20 protein-coding genes, 1 tRNA gene and 2 pseudogenes are annotated in these 23067 nt (G+C 61.3%); 14 read left to right on the top strand and 9 right to left on the bottom strand.

Features of this window, described 5'->3' with window-relative positions; all coding sequences use genetic code 11:
• The 11 genes from pyrR (at window position 1) to G7066_RS07600 (ending at window position 11275) form a co-directional block, all read left to right on the top strand.
• Window positions 1-534 (top strand): bifunctional pyr operon transcriptional regulator/uracil phosphoribosyltransferase PyrR, encoded by a 534-nt coding sequence (gene pyrR / locus G7066_RS07650; protein WP_166330187.1) that lies wholly within the window; start codon window positions 1-3, stop codon window positions 532-534.
• A complete protein-coding gene (locus G7066_RS07645; protein WP_166330185.1) occupies window positions 531-1487 on the top strand; it encodes an aspartate carbamoyltransferase catalytic subunit in 957 nt (318 codons plus the stop codon). Before pyrR ends, G7066_RS07645 begins: the two co-directional genes overlap by 4 nt.
• Window positions 1484-2875, top strand: a complete 1392-nt coding sequence (locus tag G7066_RS07640; RefSeq protein ID WP_166330183.1) for a dihydroorotase — start codon at window positions 1484-1486, stop codon at window positions 2873-2875. The genes G7066_RS07645 and G7066_RS07640 overlap by 4 nt, the downstream gene beginning before the upstream one ends.
• Window positions 2872-3015, top strand: a complete 144-nt coding sequence (locus G7066_RS07635; RefSeq protein ID WP_166330181.1) for a hypothetical protein — start codon at window positions 2872-2874, stop codon at window positions 3013-3015. Before G7066_RS07640 ends, G7066_RS07635 begins: the two co-directional genes overlap by 4 nt.
• Complete coding sequence (locus G7066_RS07630; RefSeq protein ID WP_166330179.1) at window positions 3012-3389, top strand: PH-like domain-containing protein; 378 nt, start codon at window positions 3012-3014, stop codon at window positions 3387-3389. The genes G7066_RS07635 and G7066_RS07630 overlap by 4 nt, the downstream gene beginning before the upstream one ends.
• Complete coding sequence (gene carA, locus G7066_RS07625; RefSeq protein ID WP_205881400.1) at window positions 3386-4597, top strand: glutamine-hydrolyzing carbamoyl-phosphate synthase small subunit; 1212 nt, start codon at window positions 3386-3388, stop codon at window positions 4595-4597. The genes G7066_RS07630 and carA overlap by 4 nt, the downstream gene beginning before the upstream one ends.
• Window positions 4597-7908 carry a carbamoyl-phosphate synthase large subunit gene (carB, locus tag G7066_RS07620; RefSeq protein ID WP_166330177.1) on the top strand — a complete coding sequence of 1104 codons (3312 nt, stop codon included), beginning with the start codon at window positions 4597-4599 and terminating at the stop codon, window positions 7906-7908. The genes carA and carB overlap by 1 nt, the downstream gene beginning before the upstream one ends.
• 2 nt (window positions 7909-7910) lie before the next feature.
• Entirely contained in the window at window positions 7911-8768 is an 858-nt protein-coding gene (pyrF, locus tag G7066_RS07615; protein WP_166330175.1) for an orotidine-5'-phosphate decarboxylase, read from the top strand.
• Between the two features lie 2 nt (window positions 8769-8770).
• Complete coding sequence (gmk, locus tag G7066_RS07610) at window positions 8771-9679, top strand: guanylate kinase (RefSeq protein ID WP_166330173.1); 909 nt, start codon at window positions 8771-8773, stop codon at window positions 9677-9679.
• 6 nt (window positions 9680-9685) lie between these two features.
• Window positions 9686-10639 carry a DMT family transporter gene (locus G7066_RS07605; protein ID WP_205881399.1) on the top strand — a complete coding sequence of 318 codons (954 nt, stop codon included), beginning with the start codon at window positions 9686-9688 and terminating at the stop codon, window positions 10637-10639.
• A gap of 147 nt (window positions 10640-10786) precedes the next feature.
• Window positions 10787-11275 (top strand): Dps family protein, encoded by a 489-nt coding sequence (locus G7066_RS07600; protein WP_166330171.1) that lies wholly within the window; start codon window positions 10787-10789, stop codon window positions 11273-11275.
• A 2-nt stretch (window positions 11276-11277) separates the two neighbouring features.
• Here the strand turns inward: G7066_RS07600 and G7066_RS07595 are convergent, their stop codons facing one another.
• The 7 genes and pseudogenes from G7066_RS07595 to aceE form a co-directional block, all read right to left on the bottom strand.
• Window positions 11278-12051 carry a glutamine amidotransferase gene (locus G7066_RS07595; RefSeq protein WP_166331973.1) on the bottom strand — a complete coding sequence of 258 codons (774 nt, stop codon included), beginning with the start codon at window positions 12049-12051 and terminating at the stop codon, window positions 11278-11280.
• A 67-nt stretch (window positions 12052-12118) separates the two neighbouring features.
• Window positions 12119-13356 (bottom strand): annotated as a pseudogene (locus G7066_RS07590) (beta-ketoacyl-[acyl-carrier-protein] synthase family protein).
• An 86-nt stretch (window positions 13357-13442) separates the two neighbouring features.
• Entirely contained in the window at window positions 13443-13691 is a 249-nt protein-coding gene (locus G7066_RS07585; RefSeq protein ID WP_017794148.1) for an acyl carrier protein, read from the bottom strand.
• 65 nt (window positions 13692-13756) lie between these two features.
• Window positions 13757-14761: a beta-ketoacyl-ACP synthase III gene (locus G7066_RS07580; RefSeq protein WP_166330169.1), complete on the bottom strand. Its 1005-nt coding sequence runs from the start codon at window positions 14759-14761 to the stop codon at window positions 13757-13759.
• 17 nt (window positions 14762-14778) lie between these two features.
• Complete coding sequence (locus G7066_RS07575) at window positions 14779-15696, bottom strand: ACP S-malonyltransferase (protein ID WP_166330167.1); 918 nt, start codon at window positions 15694-15696, stop codon at window positions 14779-14781.
• A 79-nt stretch (window positions 15697-15775) separates the two neighbouring features.
• A complete protein-coding gene (locus G7066_RS07570; RefSeq protein ID WP_166330165.1) occupies window positions 15776-16999 on the bottom strand; it encodes a PucR family transcriptional regulator in 1224 nt (407 codons plus the stop codon).
• A gap of 11 nt (window positions 17000-17010) precedes the next feature.
• Window positions 17011-19735, bottom strand: a pseudogene (gene aceE / locus G7066_RS07565) (pyruvate dehydrogenase (acetyl-transferring), homodimeric type).
• A 249-nt stretch (window positions 19736-19984) separates the two neighbouring features.
• Here aceE and G7066_RS07560 point away from each other — a divergent pair.
• Window positions 19985-20443 carry a peroxiredoxin gene (locus G7066_RS07560; protein ID WP_166330163.1) on the top strand — a complete coding sequence of 153 codons (459 nt, stop codon included), beginning with the start codon at window positions 19985-19987 and terminating at the stop codon, window positions 20441-20443.
• A gap of 193 nt (window positions 20444-20636) precedes the next feature.
• Window positions 20637-20712 (top strand) — tRNA-Val (locus G7066_RS07555).
• Window positions 20713-20747: 35 nt separating this feature from the next.
• Here the strand turns inward: G7066_RS07555 and G7066_RS07550 are convergent.
• Together G7066_RS07550 and G7066_RS07545 are read right to left on the bottom strand one after the other, a co-directional pair.
• Window positions 20748-20990, bottom strand: coding sequence for a DUF1801 domain-containing protein (locus G7066_RS07550; protein WP_166331972.1), 243 nt, complete (start codon window positions 20988-20990; stop codon window positions 20748-20750).
• Window positions 20991-21115: 125 nt separating this feature from the next.
• A complete protein-coding gene (locus tag G7066_RS07545) occupies window positions 21116-21460 on the bottom strand; it encodes a DUF6855 family protein (protein WP_341873776.1) in 345 nt (114 codons plus the stop codon).
• Between the two features lie 242 nt (window positions 21461-21702).
• Between G7066_RS07545 and G7066_RS07540 the strand changes: the two genes are divergently transcribed.
• Window positions 21703-22980: an integrase catalytic domain-containing protein gene (locus G7066_RS07540; RefSeq protein ID WP_244302810.1), complete on the top strand. Its 1278-nt coding sequence runs from the start codon at window positions 21703-21705 to the stop codon at window positions 22978-22980.
• Window positions 22981-23067 lie beyond the last annotated feature (87 nt).

Here is a 23067-nt window from a genome sequence, read left to right as displayed (position 1 = left end):
ATGAAGGAAACGCGAACGGTGCTAGAAAGCGCCGACATTTCGCGGGCACTGACCCGAATCTCGCACGAAATAGTCGAGTCGAACAAGGGAGTCGACGGCCTCGTACTTGTTGGTATTCCGACAAGAGGAACGATCCTCGCTCAGCGCATCGCAGAGATCATCTCGCGCATCGACAGTTCGACGCCGGTTGCAGTGGGCAGCCTCGACATCACGATGTACCGTGACGATCTCGCGCGCAATCCAATGCGGCCCTCGCAGCCTACAGAGATGCCTGTCACCGGTATCGACGGATTAACCGTGGTGCTGGTTGATGACGTGCTCTTCTCCGGGCGCACTGTGCGTTCGGCGCTCGACGCGCTGAACGACCACGGTCGTCCGAAGGTTGTGCGCCTCGCGGCCCTTATCGATCGGGGTCACCGCGAGTTGCCGATCCGCGCCGACTTCATTGGCAAGAACTTGCCGAGCGCAAAGGACGAGCGGATCTCCGTGCACCTCGAAGAGCTCGACGGCGACGACTCGGTGTCCATCTCATGAGGCACCTGCTCGACACGCGCACGTTGACGCGCGACGAAGCAATCCTGATCCTTGACATCGCAGAGGACATGTCGGCAACGCAGCAGCGTGAGGTAAAGAAGCTCCCGACGCTGCGCGGTAAGACGATCGTCAACCTCTTCTACGAAGACTCGACGCGCACCCGCATCTCGTTTGAGGCGGCCTCGAAGCGGCTCTCCGCCGACGTCATCAACTTCAGCGCGAAGGGATCGTCGGTCTCCAAGGGTGAGTCTCTGAAAGACACGGCGCAGACTCTCCAGGCGATCGGTGCAGACGGCGTCGTGATCCGGCACCCAGCGTCTGGTGCCCCGGCGATGCTTGCCTCAAGCGGTTGGATCGATGCCGGTGTGCTGAACGCCGGCGACGGCACCCACGAGCATCCCACACAAGCCCTGCTCGACGCGTTTACGATGCGGCGTAGGTTGTTTGGTGAGAACAGCCGTGGCCGAGATCTCGACGGCATCTCGGTGGTCATCGTGGGTGACATCATGCACTCCCGCGTTGCTCGCTCGAATCTCTGGCTCCTGAAGGTGCTTGGCGCACACGTCAGCTTCGTCGCTCCCGAGACCCTACTGCCCTACGGCACGCGCGAGTGGCCCGTCACGATTTACCACTCGCTCGACGCTGCCATTCGCGAGGCCAACCCCGACGTCATTATGCTGCTCCGCATTCAGACCGAACGCATGCACGCCGCTTTCTTTCCCAATGAGCGCGAGTACGCACGCAACTGGGGGCTCAACGACGTTCGTGTTGCGGGGTTGCAGGATCGCACAATCATCATGCACCCCGGCCCAATGAATCGCGGGCTCGAAATCTCTGCCGGCGCTGCCGACTCGGCTCGGTCGACCGTGCTTGAGCAGGTCGCCAACGGAGTCTCGGTGCGCATGGCCGCTCTGTATTTACTGCTTTCTGGAGAACGAGGAGAATCCGCATGACAGCGTCACCCGATCTACTCATACGCAACGTGCGCCTCGCCACCGACCTGACCGAGCGCGGGGCGGATCACCAGAGCGTTACCCCGATTGACCTTCGTGTTGTCGACGGACGCATCGCCGAGCGTGGTACCTCGCTCGAAGCGCGCGACGGTGAACGGATTATCGAGGCCGACGGTTTCGTGGCTATGACCGGCCTCGTGGATCTGCACACGCACTTGCGCGAGCCAGGCGGCGAGCAGTCCGAGACCGTGCTGACAGGCACCCGTGCCGCAGCCGCCGGCGGCTTCACGAGTGTGTTTGCCATGGCCAACACCATGCCCGTAGCCGACACCGCCGGTGTCGTTGAGCAGGTGAAGGCCTTGGGTGACGCTGCGGGCTACGCCACCGTGCGCCCGATCGGAGCTGTCACTGAAGACCTCTCGGGCGAGCGCCTTAGTGAGATCGGCGCGATGGCCCAGTCTCGCGCCGAGGTGCGTGTCTTTTCTGACGATGGCAAGTGCGTGCACGACCCACAGCTCATGCGCCGTGCCCTTGAATACGTGAAGACGTTTGGCGGTGTGATTGCGCAGCACGCGCAGGATCCACGTCTCACCGAGGGAGCTCAGATGAACGAGGGCGCCCTGTCGAGTGAGCTCGGCCTCAAGGGTTGGCCCGCGGTAGCTGAGGAATCGATCATTGCCCGCGACGTGCTGCTCGCCGAGCACGTCGGTGCACGCCTGCACATCTGCCATCTGTCGACGGCGGGATCAGTCGAGGTAATCCGCTGGGCCAAGGCTCGTGGTGTTGCGGTGACCGCCGAAGTCACCCCGCACCACCTGATCCTCACCGAAGAACTCGTGCGCAGCTACGACGCCCGCTACAAAGTGAACCCGCCCCTTCGCCGTGACGAAGACGTGAAAGCACTGCGCCAGGCGGTAGCCGACGGCATCATCGACATCGTCGCGACCGATCACGCCCCGCACCCGGTCGAGGCCAAGGAGTGCGAGTGGGACGCGGCGGCGTTCGGCATGGTTGGGCTCGAGTCAGCGCTGCCGATCGCGCTGCTCACGCTGATCCAAGAGGGTCACGCGAGCTGGGCTGAGCTTGAGAACCTGCTCTCGCAGAAGCCCGCCCAGATTGGCTTGCTTGAGGGACACCCTACAGCGTTGAAGGAGGGGGAGACCGCTGATCTTGTGCTTATAGACCCGAGCGGCACCAGCGAGTTCAACCTCGGCAGTCTCAGAGGTATGAGCGTAAATTCGCCGTACCTCGGCATGCAGTTGCCTGGCCGCGTCGCCTACACGATCCGCCACGGCTACGTAACACTCGATGACGGAGAACTCGTTGATGCCGCGGCGGTCGCTGAGGCAGCCGCGATGTCCGCCGTGACCGCGGGGAGTGCTCAGTGAGCCGCACGGCCTTTGCGTTCCTCATGGCCGGGATCGCTGGCGTGGTGCTGCTCGCCATGGTTGTGGCCTGGCGTGCGCGCTCCCGATGCGAGCCCGCCGTGCAGGGGCTCACATCCGCCCCGGCGGTGAGGTTATTGTGACCTTTCCGAAGGCGAGCTACGTTTCGACTACACCCGTCGGTGCTCCGCTGGAACGAGTGTCAATTCCGGGCCTGAGATACAAGGGCTTCGCGAATCTCACGGTGCGGAGTGACGCGGTCTCGATCGAGGTGACAGGCGAAAACCCCGTGCACATCTCAGCAGATCAGGTGCTCGGTTGTGCGACTGCGAGCGGCAGAGTGGGCAAGTTTGTCGAGCAAGACGGCCTTTCGCTGCTCGTGTGGCGTGCCAATTCACCCGATACAGAACCACGCGAACTCGAATCCAGTTTCCGCTTTGCGAATGTGAACGAACAAGAGTCCTTCGCAGAAGCGATCAACAAAATTAGCAATAACACCACCCAGGAGGATGCGTGAATACCAACACGATCGAAGTTACGGCGCCGCCGGCTGCTGCAGTGCCAACAGGTGCAGCGGTTTTGGTACTTGAGGACGGCACCCGATTCGACGGCCGCGCCTACGGTGCAACCGGGCAGACCCTCGGCGAGGTGGTCTTTTCGACCGGCATGACCGGCTACCAGGAGACGCTGACCGATCCTTCATATGCGGGTCAGATCGTTCTCATGACGGCACCGCACATTGGCAACACGGGTGTCAACGATACCGACATGGAATCGCGCAAGATCTGGGTTGCGGGCTTTATCGTGCGTGACCCCGCGCGCCGCGTCTCGAATTTCCGCGCCGAGCGTTCACTCGACGAAGATCTCTTGGCGGACGGTGTCGTTGGAATCTGTGGTGTCGACACCCGCGCGGTCACCCGTCGCATCCGTGATGCCGGTGCCATGCGCGCCGGTGTGTTCTCGGGCGACAAACTAGGGCTTTCCAACGAGGATCAGCTGCAGCTCGTGCGGGAGCAGCCCAGCATGGCCGGGAAGAACCTCTCGGGTGAGGTCACCACCCCCCAGCCCTACAACGTCCCTGTCGCAGGGGGAATCGAGCGTGTCGGCACGATCGCCGTACTCGACCTCGGCATCAAGCGCGCCACAGTGCAGTACCTTGCCGAGCACGGCTTTGATGTCGCGGTTCTTCCCGCGACAAGCACCGCCGATGATATTCGCGCGACCAAGCCCGACGCACTCTTCTACTCGAACGGCCCGGGTGATCCTGCAGCCTCTGACGCACAGGTCAAACTGCTGCAGGAGATGCTGCGCGAGGGAATCCCGTACTTCGGCATTTGTTTCGGCAACCAGTTGCTCGGTCGCGCGCTTGGCTTCGATACCTACAAGCTGCCCTTCGGTCACCGCGGCATCAACCAGCCCGTGCTCGACAAGCGCACTGGCCGAGTCGAGATCACGGCGCAGAACCACGGTTTTGCTGTTGACGTGCCGATTGAGGGCGAGTCCGAGTCACCCGCGGGCTTCGGTCGTGTGCAGGTCAGCCATTACAGTCTGAACGATCAAGTCGTGGAGGGGCTTGAGTGCCTCGACATCCCCGCGTTCTCCGTGCAGTACCACCCCGAGGCAGCGGCTGGCCCGCACGACGCCTTCTACCTCTTCAACAGATTCCGCGAGTTGGTAGCGAACCGCTCCGCGACCACCAGTACCACCACGGGAGACGCAAACTAATGCCCAAGCGCTCAGACATTAATTCAGTTCTCGTTATCGGCTCCGGCCCGATCGTCATCGGTCAGGCCTGCGAGTTCGACTACTCCGGTACCCAGGCGTGCCGCGTGCTGCGCGAGGAGGGGGTCCGCGTGATCCTCGTGAACTCGAACCCGGCCACGATCATGACCGATCCCGACTTCGCCGACGCGACCTACGTCGAGCCGATCACTTCCGAGGTGATCGAGTCGATCATCATCAAGGAGAAGCCCGACGCGATCCTGCCGACTCTCGGCGGCCAGACCGCACTCAATGCGGCGATCGAGCTGCACGACAAGGGCATCCTCGCGAAGCACAATGTTGAGCTGATCGGCGCGAAGGTCGAAGCGATTCAGCGAGGTGAGGATCGCCAGATCTTCAAGGATCTCGTGATCGAGTCGGGCGCAGACGTTGCTCGCTCACACATCGCACACACGCTTGAAGAGGCGAAAGAATTCGCTAAGGACCTGGGCTACCCGCTGGTCGTGCGCCCCTCGTACACGATGGGCGGCCTCGGCTCGGGCTTCGCCTACACCGAAGAAGAACTCGTGCGCATCGTCGGTGACGGTCTGCACTACAGCCCGACCACCGAGGTACTGCTCGAGGAGTCGATCCTCGGCTGGAAAGAGTACGAGCTTGAGCTCATGCGCGACACCTCCGACAACACGGTGGTCGTCTGCTCCATCGAGAACGTCGACGCGGTGGGCGTGCACACGGGTGACTCGATCACCGTGGCGCCCGCGCTGACGCTGACCGACCGTGAGTTCCAGAAGTTGCGCGACATCGGCATCGACATCATCCGTCGGGTGGGCGTTGATACCGGCGGCTGTAACATTCAGTACGCGATCGATCCGAAGACCGGGCGCATCATCGTCATCGAGATGAACCCGCGCGTCTCGCGCTCGTCGGCACTCGCTTCGAAGGCCACCGGCTTTCCGATCGCGAAGATCGCCGCGAAGCTGGCCCTCGGCTACCGCCTCGACGAGATCCCGAACGACATCACGCAGAAGACCCCGGCGAGCTTCGAGCCGACGATCGACTACGTGGTTGTGAAGGCACCGCGGTTTGCGTTTGAGAAGTTCCCGGCCGCCGACGACACCCTCACCACGACCATGAAGTCGGTGGGCGAGGCGATGGCGATTGGCCGTAACTTTACGACGGCGCTGCAGAAGTCGCTGCGCTCGCTTGAGAAGCGCGGCAGCTCGTTCCACTGGGGCGAGCAGACGCGCTCTGTTGAGGACCTGCTCTCCACGATCGGCCGCCCGACCGACGGCCGCATCGTCGACGTGCAGCAGGCGCTGCGCCTGGGAGCTACGATCGACCAGGTGTTCGCCGAGACGGCGATTGATCCGTGGTTCCTCGACCAGATTGTGCTGATCAACGAGGTCGCCGAGATGGTGAAGACCGCGCCGCTGCTTACCCTCGAGGTGCTGCGTGAGGCGAAGGATCACGGCTTCTCTGACGTGCAGATCGCGGCGATTCGCGGCATCTCGGAGTCCGAGGTTCGCGGCCTGCGCCACGGACTCGGGCTGCGCCCCGTCTACAAGACCGTCGACACCTGCGCGGGGGAGTTCCCGGCGCTCACGCCGTACCACTACTCCTCATACGACCTCGAGACCGAGGTCACGCCGTCCGATCGCAAGAAGGTCGTGATCTTGGGATCCGGCCCGAACCGTATCGGCCAGGGTGTCGAGTTCGATTACTCCTGCGTGCACGCCTCGTTTGCCCTCTCTGAAGCGGGCTACGAGACCATCATGATCAACTGCAACCCCGAGACGGTCTCGACCGACTACGACACGAGCGATCGCCTCTACTTTGAGCCGCTGACGCTCGAAGATGTGCTCGAGGTTATCTACGCAGAGCAGGCCTCGGGTGAACTGCTCGGCGTGGTGGTGCAGCTCGGCGGACAGACGGCCCTCGGGCTCGCGCAGCCGCTGAAGGACGCGGGGATCCCGATTCTCGGCACCACCCCAGAGGCAATCGACCTTGCCGAGGAGCGGGGCGCGTTCTCAGGCATTTTGGAGCAGGCCGGTCTCGCCTCGCCTCGCAACGGCACTGCCATCGACAAGGATGGCGCGATCCGCGTCGCCGAAGAGATCGGCTACCCGGTGCTCGTGCGCCCGTCGTTTGTGCTCGGTGGCCGCGGCATGGAGATCGTGTACGACACGGCTTCGCTGCACGGCTACTTCGACCGCATCGAGGGCCACGCGCTGGTCGGCCCCGGCCACCCGCTGCTTGTTGACCGCTTCCTCGACGATGCGATCGAGATCGATGTTGACGCGCTCTACGACGGCGAACAGCTGTACGTCGGCGGCATCATGGAGCACATTGAAGAGGCGGGTGTGCACTCGGGTGACTCCAGCTGCACGCTGCCACCCGTAACCCTCGGTCACGATCAGATCAACCGCGTGCGCGAGGCCACCCACGGTATCGCCGCGGGTCTCGGCGTGCGCGGCCTGCTGAACGTGCAGTTCGCAATTGCGCAGGGTGTGCTCTACGTGCTCGAGGCAAACCCGCGGGCGTCACGTACCGTGCCGTTCGTGTCAAAGGCGCTCGGGATCCCGCTCGCTAAGGCGGCCTCGCGCGTGATGGCAGGCGAGACTATTCAGCAGCTCATCGACCTCGGTCTGTTGCCTGAGCGTGACGGATCACGCACTCCTATTGACGCGCCGATCGCTGTGAAAGAAGCGGTGCTGCCGTTCAAACGCTTCCGCACGCACGAGGGCCTTGTTGTAGATTCGCTGCTCGGTCCCGAGATGCGCTCGACCGGCGAGGTTATGGGCATGGACCGCGACTTCCCGACGGCGTTCGCCAAGAGCCAGTCGGCCGCGGGCAGCGAACTGCCAACCTCGGGCACCGTGTTCCTCTCGGTTGCGGATCGCGATAAGCGCGCCATCGTGCTGCCCGCGCTGCGGCTGCAGGAGCTTGGCTACCGGATCCTCGCAACCCAGGGTACTCAAGTGGTGCTTGCGCGAAACGGAATCAAGTCTGAGACCGTGCGCAAGCACTCGAAACACAGCGAGGGTGAGACGATCGTTGACCTCATCAACAGCGGTGAGGTCGACATGATCATCAACACACCCTCGGGCTCCGGCAGCGACGCGCGCGCAGACGGTTATGAGATCCGCGCGGCCGCGGTTGCCGCTGACAAGCCGATCTTTACGACGGTTTCTGAGCTGTCTGCCGCCGTTGGCGCGATCTCTGCGCAGAGCGCGGGCTTCGACGTGAAGTCGCTGCAGGAGTATCAGGCTGATCGTGATGCCGCATTGTTGGCACCACAGACCGTGGGCGCGTAAGCATGGAGACGTTCTCGAATCGCTTGGCCGCCGAACTGGCGGCCAAGCGGCACCTGTGCGTGGGGATCGACCCGCATGCGCCCCTACTCGCCGACTGGGGTCTCGACGATGCCGCCGCGGGAGCCGAGCGGATGGGCCGCGAGGTTGTCGCAGCCGCAGCGGGAGTCGCCGCGTGTGTAAAGCCGCAGATCGCGTTTTTCGAGCGCTTTGGTTCAGCTGGGTACGTCGCACTTGAGCGGGTACTTGCCGATGCGCGTGAGTCCGGAGTGCTCGTGATCGCCGACGTGAAGCGTGGCGACATCGGCTCGAGCTTTGCGGCGTACGCCGAAGCCTGGCTGACCCCGGGATCCCCGCTTGAGGCCGACGCGATGACTGTGGGGGCATACCAGGGCTTTGGTAGTCTGTCGGGTGCCTTCGACCTGGTGCGTGACCACGGCAAGGGCCTGTTTGTGCTCGCAGCGACCTCCAACTCGGAGGCTCGCGAGGTACAGCGTGCTGTGCGGGAGGACGGCCGCATGGTCGCGCAAGCCGTGGTTGATGACGCACTCGCTTTCAAGTCGCCACACGACACTCATGTCAACTCGATCGGCGTCGTGCTTGGCGCGACGCTGAACCTTATTGACTTCGGCATCGACGTGACACTGCCGCCTGCAAAACCGGCTCTCCCAGTACTCGCACCCGGTTTTGGCTATCAGGGTGCAAGAATTGAAGATGCGGCTCACACATTTGGTGGGCTGGGGTGGGCGCTTCTTGCTAGTGAGTCGCGCAGCGTATTAGCTGGGGGAGCCGCAGGGCTTGCCGAGCGCGTTCGTGTTCGAGCGGAAACAATCGCAACAGCCCTGACGGTTTCGAAGGGATAACGATGACGAGCAGCACTGCTTCAAACGCGGCGGCGATGCCAGAGGTGGATCGTATTGCGGCGAACCGTGCAGCGATCGCTGCACGACGCGCTCGTGCAGATCTGAAACAGCGCCTGCGAAGTGGTGAGATCTCTCCGTTGCGGGTGCTTGAGCAGTCGCTTGTTCCGGGTACTCCCGCGGCGACACTTCGCATCACCGACTTCTTGCTGTCGTTTCCTGCAATCGGTGCTACAAAGCTGGTCCGCCTGCTGGATAGTCTTGATATCTCAGACAAGAAACGCCTCGGCGGTCTTGGCAAGCTGCAGCGCGAGCGCATTGAAGGGTTTGTTCGGGATCGGCTCGGCGTGATTCCCGCGGGTGAGCGCCCGCCGTTGACCGTGCTCGCCGGGCCCACCGCGGTTGGCAAGGGAACCGTTGCAGCCTACATCCGCGATCATTACCCCGAGGTGCGGCTGTCGGTTTCTGCGACGACCCGACCGCCTCGTCCTGGTGAGGTCGAGGGACAGCACTACTTCTTCGTTGACGATGAGGGATTTGACCGTATGCTCGCAGCCGACGAGCTGCTCGAGTGGGCCACCGTGCACAACAAGTACCGCTACGGCACGCCGCGCGGACCCGTGCTCGCGGCGGGCGAGGCTAACGAGTTGATGCTCTTGGAAATCGATCTGCAGGGTGCGCGCCAGGTGCGTGCGAGCATGCCCGAAGCACGACTTGTGTTTCTGGCACCTCCGAGTTGGGATGAGCTCGTAGATCGCCTTGTCGGGCGAGGCACTGAGGACGAGGAAGAGCGCACCCGGCGCCTTGAAACAGCCAAGGTTGAGCTTGCGTCTGCCGAGGAATTTGACGAGATTATTGTGAACGACGAGGTGCCCCGAGCGGCTTTGCGCCTCGTTGAACTGATGCGAGGATAGACGCTCGTGTTTGAACTCACCGCTCACCTCTCCGATGTGACCACACTCGACCCCAAACAGTTCTTGGGGATTCCGCTGGCGCTCGTAGGGGCAGTGCTGCTCGCATTTGGAGCGCAGTATCAGTCTCGCGGCCTCAACAAAGTTGAACGTATTGTTGGGCAGAGCGCAGGGGCTGGGCTCTCGTTCAACCACATTGTGAGCCTGTTGAAAAGACCCTCCTGGGTCATCGGCACGTCGTTTCTGGGCCTCGCAGTGGTGTTTCAGATCGCGTCACTCTCGCTGTCACCGATCATCATCGTCCAACCAATTGGTGTTGTTGGGTTGGTAATAACTTCGATCCTCAACTCTCGCATAAGCGGGGTAAAACTCGACAAACGAGTCAAGAGTTCAATTGGGCTCGCCGTTGCCGGCATCGTTATCTTCGTGACGATCGCGGCCTTCACTACCTCAGACAGCAAGGTCACCGACACCAAGCTGATTGTGATTCTGATCACTTTCGGCTGTGTGCTGGTTGCTGCGTTGGTTCTCTTTTTGCTGTTCCGTCATGCGGGCATTGCGCTGATTTATATTGTTGGTGCGGGAGTGCTCTACGGCTTTGTGGCTACTTTCGCGAAGGTGGTGCTCGGTCGGCTACAGCAGGGCGAGTTTGAATGGCTCACCTGGACCTGTGTTGCTGCCCTGATCGTGGGTGCCCTGCTCGGCATGGTTTTTGTGCAAAACGCCTACTCGTCGGGCCCACCCGATCTCGTGGTTGCGGGGCTTACCGTCATCGACCCAATTGTTGCTGTGCTGATTGGCATCATTGTGCTCGGCGAGGCGGCGGGGGCACCGCTCTGGGCCGTCATCGGATTCATAGTTTCGGGCGCACTCGCGGTGACTGGTGTGCTCGGTCTCGCAAAGTATCACCCGCAGTCCGGGGCTTCTGCTTTAGAAGAAGCTGCTGAACCCACGGACGACTAGTGGTGTACGCCTCAAACAAGCTACACGTAGCGTGCGTGGCACCTCCCTCATGCTGATTAGCCTAGCCTCGCCTTGCTTGCGCCGTCACAGAACATACGCGTACCGTTGAGGTAGTTCGAATGACCGACCGAAGAAGGGGAGTTCTCAATGGCCACCAAGCAGATTCAAGTCCCAGCCGCACAGGGTGATCTCGGTCGCCCGAGCGGAGTTGCTCAGTTTCTGAGTCCTGTTGTGCACGACCTCGTCGCACTCGCGGTCAACGGCAAGCAGGCACACTGGCATGTCCGTGGCGAGAACTTTGTTGGCGTGCACGAGTTCCTGGACGAGATCGTAGCGCATGCGCAGGACGCATCAGACACCGTCGCGGAGCGAATCGTTGCGCTGGGTCTTCCTGTTGACGCTCGTATCTCTACTGTTGCGGCGCGCACCACAACACCGATCCTCACGGACGGATTTCAGCGGTCGGACGTTACGGTGCGCGAGATTGTTGCTCAGCTCGACGCAGTAATCGAGACGGTGTACAAGGCCGTGAAGGGTCTTGACGATTTGGATCCGGTAAGCCAGGACATCGTTATTGCGATTGCTCAGCAACTCGACAAAGATCGCTGGTTTATGTTCTCGCACTACGCAGGCTAGGCTCAGGCGCTCTTCGAATAGGCAGAATAGCCAAATGAGGGAAGCGAAGCCAGGTACTCCTCGATAAAGCGCCCCAGCACCATGTGAGACGCACGCACGTCAGCTCGCTCGGCGCACTCCACGATCGCTTCAACCTCAACCGGGTCGAAGTAACCGTGGTGTGCGTAGGTGCGCACACGATCTGTGAACGAAGCGGTGTCCAACTCAGGGTGAAACTGGGTCGCATATACATTACGCCCGACTCGAAACGCCTGCACCGGACACGTCGCGGATCCTGCCAGCACCGTAATACTGGAGGGCACCTCGCTCACGGCTTCCTTATGGCCGACGAAGGCGTCGAAGGAGCCGGGTAGTTCGCGGAACAGCGGATCCATGCGCCCCTCGGTAGTGAGCGTGATACGTACGGCCTGCGATGGTTCACCGAAGGTTCGATCAACCCGCGCACCTTGGTGTGCGCCGATAGTGCCGATCCCGTAACAAACCCCGAGAAAGGGAAAGTCGCGCTCAATCACTTCATCGAGCAGAGCGGCGAGCTCACGCTCCACCCGCAGTTCCGTCGCAGACTTACGCTCGTTCGGCTCACTCACAGTGAAGGGGCTGCCCGCAAGAATGATGCCCGAATACTCCGAGAAGTCGATGTTGCCGAGTGGTTCCCTATCAATTCGGCACCATACAAGTTCTTCGGGGAGCAGGCCCGTCAACCGACAGTAGGCAGCGTGCTCTTCGGCAGCAACGTCATCCTCACCGCGCGAGGTCACGAGCAAAAACGGCTTCATGCTTCTAAGGTAGCGCGTAGCGCTGAGAAGCATGAAGCCGTTGCAGTTTGTTGCGGCTCGCTGATCCCTAATCGACCGAGCGAATAGCTACCACAGCATTGTGCCCACCGAACCCAAACGAGTTCGAGATGGCCAGCTGCGGCCCATCACCGAGCGGAATCGGCTGACCTGAAATAGTGAGCGGGATCTCGGGATCCTGCTCGGAGATGTTGATGGTCGGGGGAGCGACACGATTCTGCACCGCGAGCACCGTGAACACGGCCTCGAGCGCGCCCGTGCCACCGAGCAGGTGACCCGTTGCACCCTTGGTTGCCGAGACCGGAATCGAGTCAACCCGATCGCCAAAGATAGAACGCAGGGCACCGTATTCGGCGATGTCGCCAGTTGGGGTTGATGTGGCGTGCGCGTTGATGTGAGTGACCTCATCGACCGACGCGCCGGCCTGCGACAGTGCCATACGCACAGCGCGGCTTGCACCCTTACCCTCGGGCTCGGGGCCGTGATGTGGTATGAATCGGCGGTCACACCACCGCCGGCGATCTCGGCGTAAATGCGGGCACCACGAGCGAGCGCGTGCTCCTCGGTCTCAAGCACGAGCGCGGCAGCACCCTCGCCCATCACAAAGCCGTCGCGGTCGATAGAGTACGGCCGTGAAGCGGTACCAGGATCGTCGTTGCGCTTTGATAGTGCCTGCATCGATGAGAACGCGGCCAGCGTAATCGGGTGGAGCGCGGACTCGGAACCACCCGCGATAACGACGTCGGCGTAGCCAGCCTGCAGGTGCTCGTAAGCGTTGACCAACGACTCGGTGCTTGAGGCGCAGGCCGATGCAACCGTGCGAGCGTACGCGCGCGCCTCGAAGTGCATGGAGACCGCAGCCGAGGGCGCGTTGGGCATCAGCATGGGCACGGTCAGCGGCATGACGCGACGCGGGCCCTTTTCGCGGAGTGTGTCCCAGGCATCGAGCAGCGACCATAGCCCACCGATACCGGTGGCCCAGTCAACGCCGAGACGCTCTGAGGGAAGTTCGGGGGAGCCCGCGTCTGCAAAAGCCTCCATCGCGGCGATCAGAGCGAACTGAGCTGACGGGTCGAGTCGCTTTGCGACAGGCCGGGCAAGTACTTCTTCTGGTCGCACAATCGCCTCAGCGGCGAAGTGCACGGGCAGCTCGTACTGAGATACCCATTCGTACTCAAGTGTGCGAGCACCGGAGGCGCCTGCGAGCAGCGCATCCCAGCTCTCTCGGGCCGTGCCGCCAATGGGCGACGTCGCGCCGATACCAGTAACGACAATCTTCTTCGTCATGTGTATGTGCTCCGCGTGATCGTGTGGTCCGATGAATAAAGAGGGTGTGTTGGGAGGCGGGGTATTCCCGCCTCCCGATAATAAAGCTAGGCCTGAGCCTTAACGATGAAGTCGACTGCGTCGCCAACGGTCTTGAGGTTCTTGACCTCTTCGTCGGGGATCTTCACGTCGAACTTCTCTTCTGCGTTGACGACGATGGTCATCATCGAGATTGAGTCGATGTCAAGATCGTCGGTGAAGGACTTGTCGAGTGCAACAACGTCAGCCGCGATACCGGTCTCGTCGTTGATGAGCTCCGCGAGTCCCGCGAGTACCTCTTCGTTGCTGAATGCCATTCTGTTTCTCCTTTGTGTTAGGTTCTGGAAGATTCTACGGGTTTGTAGTCAGTGTCGAGGTTCCGCTACGGCAATTCGACGATCTGTGCGCCATACACGAGTCCGGCGCCAAAGCCGATCGTGAGCGCGAGGCCGCCCGAAAGCTCGGGGTGTTCCTCAAGCAGTGCGTGCATTGCGAGCGGGATCGAGGCCGCCGAGGTATTGCCCTGCATTTCGATGTCGCGGGCGACAATAACGCTCTCGGGCAGCTTCAGCTGCTTCGCAAACTCGTCAACAATACGCATGTTGGCCTGGTGTGGAATAAACGCCGCGAGGTCCGAGGCCTCGACACCGGACTCCTCAAGCGTGCGGCGCGCGGCCTTCGCCATCTCCCACACTGCCCAGCGGAACACGGTCTGGCCGTCCTGGCGCAGCGTGGGCCACGGGATCTCACCGTTGCCGTGGCGGTACTCCTGGAACTTGGAGGTGACGCTGATCGCGTCCCACTTCTCACCGTCGGAACCCCACACGGTCGGGCCGATCCCCGTGTGGTCGCTCGGCCCAACAACAACCGCACCCGCACCGTCGGCAAGCAAAAACGAAATGCTGCGGTCGGTGGGGTCGATGATCTCAGAGAGCTTCTCGGCACCGATAACCAGCACGTTTTTGCAGGTTCCGGATCGCACGAGACTATCGGCCTGGGCAACGCCATACACGTAACCGGCACAAGCTGCAGAGATATCAAACGCGGCGGCGGGGGTGAGCCCGAGGCGATATGCTGCCAGCGCGGCCATCGAGGGGGTCACCGCAACGTTTGAGATCGTCGAGATGATGACACCGTCGATGTCTTCGCGCTTCAGTCCCGAACGCTCAATGGCCTCTTCACCTGCGGCGACCGCGAGATCAACCGCCTCAACGTCTGCACCGGCGCGACGGCGCTGAATGATGCCGGTCCGCTGGCGGATCCACTCGTCAGAGGAATCAATGGGACCAATGATGTCTTCGTTCGGAACGTTCAGTTCTCCGCGTGCAGCTCCCACGGAGAGCAACCGCGTAAAAGCGGGCCCGGTGGGCTGATTCAGTTGAGCCATCTGCGAGTTCCTTTCGGTTAGGCGGCGTCCGCGACGAGCGCGACCGCTGCCTCAAGATCTGCTGGGGTCTTCACGGCGACGGTGGGAACACCCTTCAGCGCACGCTTGGCGATCCCGGTGAGCGCGCCAGCGGGCGCAAGTTCGATGAGGCCGGTGATACCGGCACTTCGGAAGCTCGCCATGCACGCGTCCCAGCGCACAGGGTTGGCGACCTGCGAGACCAGCAGCCTCACGTAATCCGGGCCGCTGGTCACCAGGGAACCGTCGCTGTTGGTCCACAGTGGGCGGTCAGGATCAGCCGCTACGACACCGTCAGACGCTGTCTGAAGGGTCGGGATCGCACTCGCCATGTACGAGGTGTGGAACGCACCGGCAACCTGCAACTTGATGACGCGTGCACCACGAGGGGTGTCTTCCGCGAGCGCGTCAAGCGCCGACAGGGCACCAGCAGCGACGATTTGGCCACCGCCGTTGCGGTTTGCGGGGGTGAGTCCGTGCGCATCGATCTTCGCGAGCACATCGTCTTCAACACCACCAACAACCGCTGCCATGCCAGTCTCGACCTGGGCAGCGACCTCGGCCATCGCGCGACCGCGCACACCCACGAGCTGTAGGGCATCACCCTCGCTCAGCACTCCGGCGACCGCAGCCGCGGCGAACTCGCCAACAGAGTGTCCCGCTACGCCTGCACCGTTCAGTGCAGTCAGTGCAGATAGCTGCCTCCAAGCGAGAAGGCTCGCTGCCACGATCAGCGGCTGCGCGATAGCGGTGTCGCGAATCGTGTCAGCGTCGCTAACGGTTCCGTGTTGAATCAGATCCACTTCGGCGCGATCTGACGCTACACCGAGCGCCTCGCGGGCGCCAGGCAATTCGAGCCACTCGTTCAAAAAGCCAGGGGTCTGAGAGCCCTGTCCAGGGCAAGCGATGACAATCACGTGTTCCAGTTTCTCAGATCATTGACGAACTTCCTGCATATACGACACCACAAATTCGGGAAATCGTTGTAGGAAGTGCTCATTTTTTGGTGGTTACGGTGCGTTCCCTCGACACGGAGGAGCGACGGGCTCCATGCTGGGCAATGGAACCAGCGATAAGCGCGGACTGCAGAATAAGTGCCTCGCGCGCACCGGTGGCGTTCCACCCGATGATCTCGGAGACCTTTTTCAGCCTGTAACGCACAGTATTCGGGTGCACAAATAGCTCACGCGCTGTCGCTTCGAGCGATCGCCCATTATCGAGGTAGCACCACAGCGTCTCCATGAGCTCACCCGACTGGGCTGCGAGAGGTTCATAGATCTGCTCGATGAGTGTGCGCCTCGCCAGTCCGTCGCCCGCGAGTGCACGCTCAGGGAGAAGGTCATCAGCCAGCACCGGCCGCGGAGAGTTACGCCAGGCACGCGCCACGGCAACCCCGGCGAGCGCTGCACGAGCGCTGCGGGAGGCCTCAACGAGGTTCTCGACCGTGGGTCCGAGCACCAGCGGTCCGTCTGAAAAGCTCTCGGAGAGCCGCTGCGCGATTTCCAGAAAGCTCAGTGGCGCAGATTCGACGCCGTTCGCGTCCTTGACGGGCACAGGCATGCGTCCAAGCACAACGACGAGTCGTGTGCCCTGCAGACCGATAAGCAGATCTGCACCGGCGTGTCGTGCGAGCCTGCGGAGCTGATCAACGTCAACGAAGCGCTCCGAGGTGCCAACTAACACCGCGGCCTCACCGTCTCCGTGCCAACCGAGCGCCGCGATCCTGCTCGGCAGTTCGTCGTCAGACTCACCGGTAAGGATCGAATCAACCACAAGTGCTTCAAGGCGCGCGTCCCAGAGCCCCCTGGCCTCGGCGGCGCGCGCGTACACATCGGCGGCGGCAAACGCTACGTCACGTGAGTAGTGCAAGATCGCCTCGCGCAGCGCCTCGCTTCGAGGCGCCACACGATCCTCAACTACGGATACCACCACGCGAATCAGCTGCAGGGTTTCCTGCAGGCTGATCGAGCGCAGCAGCTCGCGGGGCGCCGAGCTGAACACGTCAGAGGCGATCCACGGCGTTGCCGAGGGGTTCTCGTACCACTGAATGAACGAGCTAATGCCGGTTTGGGCGACGAGACCCACCGCCGAGCGACGGCTCGGCGGCATGTTGCCGTACCAGGGCAGGGTCTCGTCGAGCCGCGCGATGGTCTGCGTGGCAAGCTCACCCGCGATGGTACGCAACCAGGCAAGCTCCTGTTCTTTTGAGCGCTCAGCCACGGATGCCCCGCCTAGGCCTCTCCGCCAGCGCCGCCGGTCGAACCAGCGTTGACGTCGTTGAGCTTGTATTGCTCGGCAGCCTTCGCCGGAATGTCGGCGTCGATCTTGCCCTGAGCAGCAAGCCGCTGCAGCACCTTCACAACGACCGACTCGCGGTCGATGCCGAAGTAACGACGCGCGGCCTGGCGCGTGTCCGAGAAGCCGAAGCCGTCAGCACCAAGCACCGAGTAGTCACCGGGCACAAACGGACGGATCTGCTCAGGAACCAACTTGGCCCAGTCGCTCACGGCGACAACGGGACCGTCGTGGCCCGCAAGCTTCTCGGCCAGATAGGGTACCCGAACGGGCTGGTCCATGTGGCGGAAATTGTGGTCCTCAGCAGCAACACCATCGCGACTGAGCTCGTTCCAGCTCGTTACGCTCCACACGTCGGCTGCCACATTCCAGTCGCGAGCGAGAATCTCTTGCGCCTCGATCGCCCAGGGAACAGCAACACCCGAGGCGAGGATCTGCGCTGCGTGCGCCCCTCGGCGGCGGGGCTGACCAGGTGCATGCCACGAATGATGCCCTCGACATCAACGTTTTCCGGCTCGGCCGGGTGCACGATCGGCTCGTTGTAGATGGTGAGGTAGTACATCACGTTCGGATCTGGGTGCTCGCCGCCGTACATGCGCTCGACACCGGAGCGCATGATGTGTCCGATTTCGTACCCGTATGCGGGATCGTAGGCAACAACGGCGGGGTTCGTTGCAGCAAGTGCCATCGAGTGGCCATCAGCGTGCTGCAGACCTTCACCGGTAAGTGTTGTGCGACCCGCGGTTGCGCCCAGAATGAAGCCTCGTGCCATCTGATCACCAGCAGCCCAGAACGCATCACCGGTGCGCTGGAAACCGAACATCGAGTAGAAGATGTAGATCGGGATCAACGGCTCGCCGTGAGTGGAATACGACGTTCCGACTGCGGTGAAAGCTGCGGTCGCGCCGGCCTCGTTGATGCCGACGTGCAGCAGCACGCCCTGCGGGCTCTCTTTGTAGGCGAGCAGCAACTCGCGGTCGACCGAAACGTAGTTCTGGCCGTGCGGGTTGTAGATCTTCGAGGTTGGGAAGTACGAGTCCATGCCAAAGGTGCGCGCCTCGTCAGGAATGATCGGCACAAATCGCGAGCCCATGTTCTTGTCGCGCATCAGGTCTTTGAGCATACGCACGAAGACCATCGTGGTGGCGGCCTCCTGCGTGCCCGATCCCTTAGCAGCGATCGCGTAGCTCTTCGGCTCAGGCAGCGCCAGCTCCGTGTGCTTCGTGCGGCGCTCGGGCAGGTACCCGCCAAGCTCGCGACGACGCTCGTGGATGTACTGAATCGCCTCATCGTTCTCGCCAGGGTGGTAGTAGGGCGGCAGGTACGGATCAGCCTCAAGCTGCGCATCAGAGATCGGGATGTGCATGGTGTCGCGGAAGAGCTTGAGGTCTTCCAGCGTCATCTTCTTCATCTGGTGGGTCGCGTTGCGGCCCTCGAAGTGCGGGCCGAGGCCGTAACCCTTAATGGTCTTGGCGAGGATGACCGTCGGGCGACCCTTGTGCTCGGTGGCAGCCTTGTAAGCGGCGTAGACCTTGCGGTAGTCGTGGCCACCGCGGCGTAGACCCCATATCTGCTCGTCGGTGTAGTTCTCAACGAGACCGAGCGTGCGCTCGTCACGACCGAAGAAGTGCTCACGAACAAACCCGCCACTTTCGGCCTTGTAGGTCTGGAAGTCACCGTCGGGGTGGTGTTCATGAGGTTCAGCAGAGCGCCATCGGTGTCGCGGGCGAGCAGGTCGTCCCACTCGCGACCCCAGACCACCTTGATAACGTTCCAGCCCGCACCACGGAAGTAGCTCTCGAGTTCCTGGATGATCTTGCCGTTGCCACGCACTGGGCCGTCGAGGCGCTGCAGGTTGCAGTTGATCACGAAGGTGAGGTTGTCGAGGCCCTCGTTTGCTGCGACCTGCAGTTGGCCGCGGCTCTCGACCTCATCCATCTCTCCGTCACCAAGGAATGCCCAGACGTGCTGGTCTGAGGCGTCTTTGATGCCGCGATTTGTCAGGTACTTGTTGAGCTGAGCCTGGTAAATCGCATTGATCGGGCCGAGGCCCATCGACACCGTCGGGAACTGCCAGAAGTCTGGAGCCAGTCGGGGGTGCGGGTAGCTGGGGAGCCCACCGCCAAGGTGCGACTTCTCCTGGCGGAAACCGTCGAGCTGATCCGCGCTGAGACGTCCCTCAAGGAATGCGCGAGCGTACATGCCGGGGGAGGCGTGGCCCTGCACGAAGATTTGGTCGCCACCGCCGGGGTGATCCTGACCGCGGAAGAAGTGATTGAAGCCGACCTCGTAGAGTGAGGCAGCAGAAGCGTACGTTGAGATGTGGCCGCCAACGCCGATACCGGGGCGCTGTGCGCGATGCACCGTCATGGCGGCATTCCAACGAATCCAAGAGCGGTAGTTGCGCTCAAGAATCTCGTTGCCCTCAAACTCAGGCTCGTCGTCTGAAGCGATTGTGTTCACGTAGTCGGTGGTGGGCACCTGCGGCACGTTGAGGTGCAGCTGACGGGATCGGTCAAGCAGGCTCGTCATGATGTCGCGGCCGCGACCAGCGCCGCGCTCTTCTACAACGGCATCGAGCGAATCGCGCCACTCGGCGGTCTCCTCTGGATCCAGATCGTCGTGATCGGGGGCGTAGGGATCCTGTGTGTTCACAGCCAAGATTGTTCTCCATTCACCATGAGCCATGGGCGCGAGATAGTGCGCCCGTGCGCTGCACGAGGGGCCCGCTGGTCCGCGGGTCTCGATCAAGACTATCGAAAACCAACGACAAAACCGGGATTCCGCTGGAGAGGTAAGTCAAAACTGTACAATCTTCGGCCTACTCTGAGATTTCTTGCTTTGAAGTCGCTCGATAGTGTTAGTGCGACTCTTGTTAAAAATGACGCTGCGGCGTCGGAAGGAGGCACAGTGGTGCTTCAGGTTGGCGCGGAAGCGCCTGATTTCACTCTGTCCGATCAACACGGCGCAGAACTAACCCTCTCTGAACTTGTAGCCGAGGGCCCGGTCGCACTTGTATTCTTCCCGCTCGCGTTCTCCGGCATCTGCACTGGAGAGCTGTGCGAGTTGCGCGACAACCTTTCAGTGTTTGCGGACAGTAAGGTGCAGCTGCTCGGCATTTCCGTAGATTCGACCTTTGCGCTGCGGGCCTGGGCCGAGCAGGAGGGTTATGAGTTCTCGATCCTGTCTGACTTCTGGCCGCACGGTGGGGTCGCGCAGGTCTACGACGCATTCGTTGAGGAGCGCGGGATCGCGACCCGGGCGACTGTTGTGGTTGGCGCCGACCGTCGCGTGCTGGCTTCTTTCGAGACCGCACCAGGTGAGGCCCGCGACTTTGCTGCGTACCGTGAGGCACTTGAGCTGGTCTAGTGCTGCTTGCTCGTACGCTCACCCGGCACTGAGTGCTCAGCCGGCTATAATCACCGCATGCCAACCGGCTAGGTGTTCAGTACCGGCCGAGCGTGCAACGCTGCCCGACACGCGGGAGCACTCCCGGGTTTACGCTGATTTCGTACCGCGCAAGTTTTTCCCCTAAGATGGGGGAGTTCGCTTCGCGGACGTAGGGCCTTTAGCTCAGCTGGTAGAGCGCCACGTTTACACCGTGGATGTCGTCGGTTCGATCCCGGCAGGGCCCACCACAAGTGGCTGGCTATTCTCGCAGCTGTACACCCACTCAGTCATCGTGGTCAGCTATCCAACTGACGATGAGCTCCTGGAGTGACTGGCGCTTGTTCTCAAGATCTGCCTCGTTTTGAAATCGAATCACTCTTGAGACCCTGCCGGTACCTTCGAGTAGGTTGTGGGCATCAGTCATTGCAGCCCCGTGATGAAACATCAATGAGACATGGGTTTTGGTCTTCGGGTAAAAAGACGCAATATTGCCTCTATAGACAAACGTTGGTGCCTGCCACTTAATGACCTAAAGCACCCGGGGATCAGCGTCAAGAATTGCGTCGCGGACAGCTTGAACAAGTTCTTTTTGCGGGTTGTCATAGTGTTTGAACCAGACATCAACGTCATCAGACTGATTGATTCTCAAAATTATTCAACCTCAATTGCCTTAGCACGGTTGTTCCGGGCGTTGTGTTCGAGCTCAATGAGACCAAGGGCCTCCAAGAGTGGTGGTATGTACATGCCGAAGCGGCCACGGTACCCCTTGCGCTGTCCGTACCAACCGCCAACAGGGTTTTCGGGCGAGCGTCCCCAGGCTTCAAGGGTCCCTTCAGCTGGCTCCTTCTTTTCGTCAGCGGACCCAAGCAGCACCCAATCTGCCCGTCTTAAGAGTTCGGCATGAAGGTCATCGATCGCCCGAGCAAGATAACTCAGCTTGGTTGTACCAACCTGACAGATAAGTAGCGCGGGCTCAACCGAGTCATCGCGATACATTGTGTAGCTGGATGACAGGGGGCGGTCTGAAGAACCCAAGGGTCTTCAAGGGTTCCCGTGCCGGACCAAGAGTTTGAGGTCATAGTAAATTGTCCTTGGGTTATTCTTGAAATATATAGTTAGGCGCATTTTACAGCCTGCAGCTATAAACTGAGCCCTTCCGACGAACCTCACGTATTTTGCCCGCGAAATACTTTCGGTGCCTCACTTAAAACTGCCCGCGAAACGGAATCATCAGTTTCATGGGAAGTGAGTTATCGATGCGTGCCAGACATGAGATCACGAGGAAGTTCGCGAAGCAGTATCAGGCGGCCGCGAAGAAAGACAAAGGCACCCTTCTTGATGAGGTGTGCGCGATCACGGGTTGGTCGCGAGATAACGCCCGCCGCCAATTGAAAAGCGGCCTAAAACCTCGTCGCGTTGGAGTCAGGAAGCGGAAACCGCGGCCGCTGAGGTATTCCTATGACCCGCTCAAGGTGTTGCAAAAGGTATGGGCGTTCGCGGGCGGGGTGAGCGGGAAGTATCTTGCCGCGACGATGGAACTGCAGCTGATGTTACTGGAAGCGCACGGTGAACTCGTCCCAGGTAAGGGCAGGTACAGTCACCAGGTGGCTGATGAACTCCTCATGATGTCACCGGCAACGATCGACCGGTACCTCGCACCCGCTCGAGCGAAAGACCCACTCCGAGGGATCACGTCTACCACCCCGGGACCGTTACTTCGCAACTCGATCACCGTCCGCAAAGCCGGGGACGAGGTGGAAGCAGTACCAGGGTTCTTTGAGGGCGACACCGTCGCACACTGCGGACCCGTGTTGAAGGGCGAGTTCTGTCGGACCGTTGATCTCACCGATATGCATATCGGGTGGACCTACACCTGCTCGATCCGTAACAACGCCCACCTGCATATCCGTGACGCTCTGAACCGGTTCATCAGTGAGATCCCTTACGAGGTAACCGGCGTGGACTTCGACAACGGGTCCGAGTTCATCAACTACGACATCATCGGGTGGGCGGCCGAGCTGGATATCTATTTCACAAGGTCACGGCCACACAAGAAAAACGATCAGGCCACGATCGAGTCAAAGAACAACCAGATCGTGCGCAGGTATGGGTTCTACTGGAGATACGACGCGCTCCCACAGTTGAAGCTCCTGAACGAGCTATGGCAGCACGTGAATGACCGCCATAACTACCTCACCGCGACAAAGAAACCTGTCGGCTGGACCACGGACACGAAAGGCCGCCGCAAACGCGTCTACGATGATCTCCAGACTCCGTTCGATCGGCTCCTCACGTCCGGGATCCTCACACCCAAGAAAACCGCCGAACTGATCGCATACCGCAACAGACTGAACCCCGCCCGTATCGCCCGCGACATCGACCGAATCCAACAGCGCCTCACATATCTTGCCGCGCACAAAACTCGTACCCTGGAAGCCGCGGAACTCGCCAAAGCTCCAGACCCTTCCCAGGGCGTGAAACCCGTCAAGACTGCGCCGAAGAAACGAGCAAGCTAGGCTCGCACTACGCGGGCATTTCTTCGTGAGTCACCGAAGACGTTACGCGGGCATATTTATATGAGTCACCTCGCCTTCTTGACTTCC

This window comes from Leucobacter coleopterorum (assembly GCF_011382985.1).
In the GTDB taxonomy this organism is placed as follows: domain Bacteria; phylum Actinomycetota; class Actinomycetes; order Actinomycetales; family Microbacteriaceae; genus Leucobacter; species Leucobacter coleopterorum.
This window is presented reverse-complemented; position numbering and strand designations above follow the sequence as displayed.